Origin of the sequence: Marivita sp. (assembly GCF_022763305.1) — a bacterium.
GTDB lineage: Bacteria > Pseudomonadota > Alphaproteobacteria > Rhodobacterales > Rhodobacteraceae > Marivita.
Map to the genome: position 1 here is coordinate 1 of NZ_JALEGT010000086.1, position 3640 is coordinate 3640.

Below are 3640 nucleotides of genomic sequence, written 5' to 3' on the forward strand. Positions count from 1 at the left end.
CAACCGGATCGCCCGGTTCAACATCGCCATGGCGATCCTGCTTGTGGCCTCCATGGTGCCGGTCCTGGCGCAGGGGTGAGGACTCACCGGCACTTCTCCCTCTCACGCACTTCCCGGGCCTGTTCCGGGGGCCACTCATCGGCGGCACCAAACATCGACACCAGCCTCCGACCGTACCTCTCCTGGTGTGGGCCCCGGACTCAATCAGCACTTATATACCTGACTGAACATCATCCGGGAACCATGTTAAAGAGCGACAGGCCAGCGCTGAGATTGAGATCACTCCGGAGATGGCAGAGGCGAGTGCTGACGCATTTCGTCAGTGCGACCGCGATTTCGATAGTTCAGAGGACATAGTCCCGGCTATTTCTCGTGAGATGATCGAAGTTGCGCCTGGATCTCTTCTCGCATCTGCACTGCGTAGCGTGATGCGTGGTTGATAGTGACCGCTATGTCAAAGATGTTCTGAGGCGTCAGCGTTACGGCTTCGGGCTCAACAATCCGTTTTCGCCGGCGTTTTTCTCCTGGAGACTTTGGCCAACTGCCGCGCGTTATGCGAAGCATGTGGTCGCCACTTTCTTCGTCGAAAACCCAAATACCATGAGCGATCCTGTCTCGTTGAGACACTGAAAACTCTAATGCTTTCTTGAGCGGATTCTTTTCTTCTTCAATGGAAACGCCTCGCAGTGCGCAAAGATCAAAGATCACATCCAGACGATCAGATGCGCGCGGCTCCCTAACGGCCAGTCTACCAGCCTTTGGATCAACGGCGAGAAGATCGTAGATGATCCTGCTAAGCTGAAGTTCGAGAAAGGCGTACTCGACAATCACTTGGCCGATAGCCGTAAGCATGTCATCCGGCAGATCTGTAACGACGGGCATTTCTTGCATGACCGACTCCAAGAAAGACGACGAACCTAGAGTAACCCCCGAGGGTCAGCGGAAAGGCGACGAGCTGTTGAAGCGCATGCTCCAGACGCCGCCCAAGCCGCATAAGCCGAAGAAGGAAACGTTGAAAACTAAAGCGTGACGATGTCGCCCTCTCCGGGCCGCCGATCATACGGAACACCAAGATGCGCCGCACCTTCGGCGTGCGTGCCCTGCTCCGCCGGCCAGTACCATTCGTCGCCATTGCGTGGGTCTGTGATCCGCCGAGCGGCCTGTTCGCGAGAGCCCTTGATCATGGCGACAATGGCTGCGTGGGGCGGGTTCTTGATTGGTGACATTGGCCGTTCCTCAACGTCTTCCAACTCTGACTCTCATGATCGGATGAGTCGAGTCGATGAGGGTCGATTCGAGCAGTGCGCGCTTGAGGGCTTTTCGAAAATGCTCGCGGGAGAGATTCCCGCCGCTGCTACGCCCCGATACCAGCCCGCCGATAGGTGAGGCGCTTGCCTGCCGCGCCCTTCATGGCGATGGCCGCGCCGGTGAAGTCATCGACGTGGCGGTAGTTGTGTCGGAAATCGAATTCCCCGAGATAGCGCTTGAGGTGCTTCTTGGAGACAGCCTAATACTCGCCCGTGATGCCGCGCTTGAGGATGGAGAAGTAGTTCTCGACGGTGTTGGTGTGGGTGTCGCCGCGCACGTACTCGTCAGCGCTGTGGTTTACGACATGGTGCTCGAAGTCGCGGTGCATGTGGCGGTACTGGCCGGCGTCGTCGGTCGTCAGGCGGGTAGCCGGATCAAGCTGCTGCTTCAGGATCGGACGCAGGGTCGCAGCGTTTACACGGGGCGTGTGGATGGTGCGGACGCGGCCACCACGCTCCACGAGGGCGAACGCAGTCTCCTTGCCCCATGAGCTACCGAGGCGTTGGGGAGCGCGCTTGGACTTGTGCTTGTTCGCCTGCTTGCCGCCGATTAACGTCTCGTCAGCCTCGACCGTCTTGCCCTCACCGCCGAATTGGTCAGGGTAGAACTCACGCATGCTCTCGCGGATGCGGTGAGTCATGAACCATGCGGACTTGTACGTGATGCCCAGCATGCGGTGTAGCTGGTGCGCGCTGATGCCCTTCTTGGAGGAAGCCATCAGGTGCGTGGCCAGCACCCACTTGTGCAGGGCGATCTTGGAGCGCTCGTAGATCGTGCCGACGCGAACCGTGAACTTCTGGCGGCAGGCTTTGCAGTGATACCAACCAGGCCCCATGGACTTGCCGCCGAGAGGGGCGACGGTCTCAGTCTCACCGCAGGACGGGCACACGGCGCCGTGGGGCCATCGAATGGCCTCCAGGTGCTCACGGGCGGCGTCTTCGTCGTGGTAAATTTTGGCGGTGAAATCCATGGCTCTCTCCTTACACCTTGATAGGTGGGGATTGAGCTGTGTTCAGCCACGTATATAGGTTTCGACCAAATCCGGGAAGTGTGGAGAGAGTCGAAGGGTTCCGTCACCCCTCCCGTAGCGCCCTGATCGCCTCGCGGGCGAGTTCGTCGGCGCGTTCATTCTCCGGATGACCGGCATGGCCCTTCACCCAGTGCCAGTCCACGTCGTGTCGCTGCACGGCGGCGTCGAGCCGCTCCCACAGGTCGCGGTTCTTGACCGGCTTCTTGTCGGCGGTCTTCCAGCCGCGCGCCTTCCAGGCCTTCATCCACTTGGTGATGCCGTCGCGGACATAGGTGCTGTCGGTGGTCAGATCGACCGGCATGCCACGGGTCAGCGCCTCCAGGGCCGCGATCGCGGCCATCAGCTCCATGCGGTTGTTGGTGGTCTCCTCCGCGCCGCCGGAGAGTTCCTTCTCGTTGCCGCGCCAGCGCAGGATCGCGCCCCACCCGCCGGGTCCGGGATTGCCGCTGCAGGCCCCGTCGGTGAACACCTGGACCCGCTCCCCCCCTATCTCGCCGGTCATGACAGGCCGTAGGCCGACGGGCCGGACACGCTCTGATGGAAGCGAAGCTTCTGGTTGTATTCCATGGGATCCTTGGGTTTCACCAGCGCCCCTTCCGGGTGGTTCAGCCAGTCGTACAGGCGGGTGAGCAGGAAGCGCAGGGCCGAGCCGCGGGCCAGAACCGGCAGCGCCTCGCGCTCGGCAGCCGCCAGCGGCCGCACGCTCTCGTAGCCGCCGACCAGATTCTGCGCCTTGGTGACGTTGAAGCTGCCGTCCTTCTCGAAACACCAAGCGTTCAGACAGATCGCCAGGTCGTAGGCCAGGATGTCCGTGCAGGCGAAATAGAAGTCGATCAGCCCGGACAGCCGGTCGCCGAGGAAGAACACGTTGTCGGGGAACAGATCGGCATGGATCGTGCCGGTCGGCAGGCCGCGCGGCCAGTGCGCCTCGAGATGCGTCAGCTCGGTGTTCAACTGGTTGTGCAGCGGGTGGTAGATCTCGCGGGCCGGCAGTTCGCAGCTGTCGAACAGTGGCCGCCAGCCGGCGACCGACAGGTTGTTCTCCCGCACCATGGCGAAGTCGCCGCCGGCGACGTGCATCCGGGCCATGGCCATGCCGAGCTCGCGACAACACAACGGCTGGATCCGCCGCCGCCACACCCCCTCGACGAAGGACACCACCGCCGCCGGCCGGCCGTTCAGTTCGCGCAGGGTGCGTCCATCCCGACCCGGCATCGGACTGGGGACGTTCAGCCCCTTGGCCGCCAGATGGCGCATCAGTTCGATGAAGAACGGCAGGTCGTTCGGGTTCACCCGCTTCTC

General features: G+C 61.9%; 4 protein-coding genes and 1 pseudogene. All 5 read right to left on the minus strand.

The genetic code is table 11. The annotated features are described in order from the left end of the window. Window positions 1-363: 363 nt before the first annotated feature. On the minus strand, window positions 364-891 hold the full coding sequence (locus MRY75_RS16090; RefSeq protein WP_292309026.1) for a hypothetical protein: 528 nt from the start codon (window positions 889-891) through the stop codon (window positions 364-366). A 128-nt stretch (window positions 892-1019) separates the two neighbouring features. Further along, the gene (locus tag MRY75_RS16095) at window positions 1020-1226 is read right to left on the minus strand and encodes a hypothetical protein (RefSeq protein WP_292309027.1); all 207 of its coding nucleotides are present in this window, start codon (window positions 1224-1226) and stop codon (window positions 1020-1022) included. 128 nt (window positions 1227-1354) lie between these two features. Beyond that, a pseudogene (locus MRY75_RS16100) lies at window positions 1355-2278 on the minus strand (IS1595 family transposase). A gap of 103 nt (window positions 2279-2381) precedes the next feature. Continuing rightward, window positions 2382-2840 carry a ribonuclease HI gene (gene rnhA / locus MRY75_RS16105; RefSeq protein ID WP_292309028.1) on the minus strand — a complete coding sequence of 153 codons (459 nt, stop codon included), beginning with the start codon at window positions 2838-2840 and terminating at the stop codon, window positions 2382-2384. Then, on the minus strand, window positions 2837-3640 hold an 804-nt coding region (locus tag MRY75_RS16110), incomplete at its 5' end, for a homoserine kinase (RefSeq protein WP_292309029.1). The genes MRY75_RS16110 and rnhA, both read right to left, overlap by 4 nt.

What these genes read in the sequence shown, in the direction of transcription:
- MRY75_RS16090 (WP_292309026.1), bottom strand. Translation starts at nt 891, where the DNA reads ATGCAAGAAATGCCCGTCGTTACAGATCTGCCGGATGACATGCTTACG.
- MRY75_RS16095 (WP_292309027.1), bottom strand. Translation starts at nt 1,226, where the DNA reads ATGTCACCAATCAAGAACCCGCCCCACGCAGCCATTGTCGCCATGATC.
- rnhA (WP_292309028.1), bottom strand. Translation starts at nt 2,840, where the DNA reads ATGACCGGCGAGATAGGGGGGGAGCGGGTCCAGGTGTTCACCGACGGG.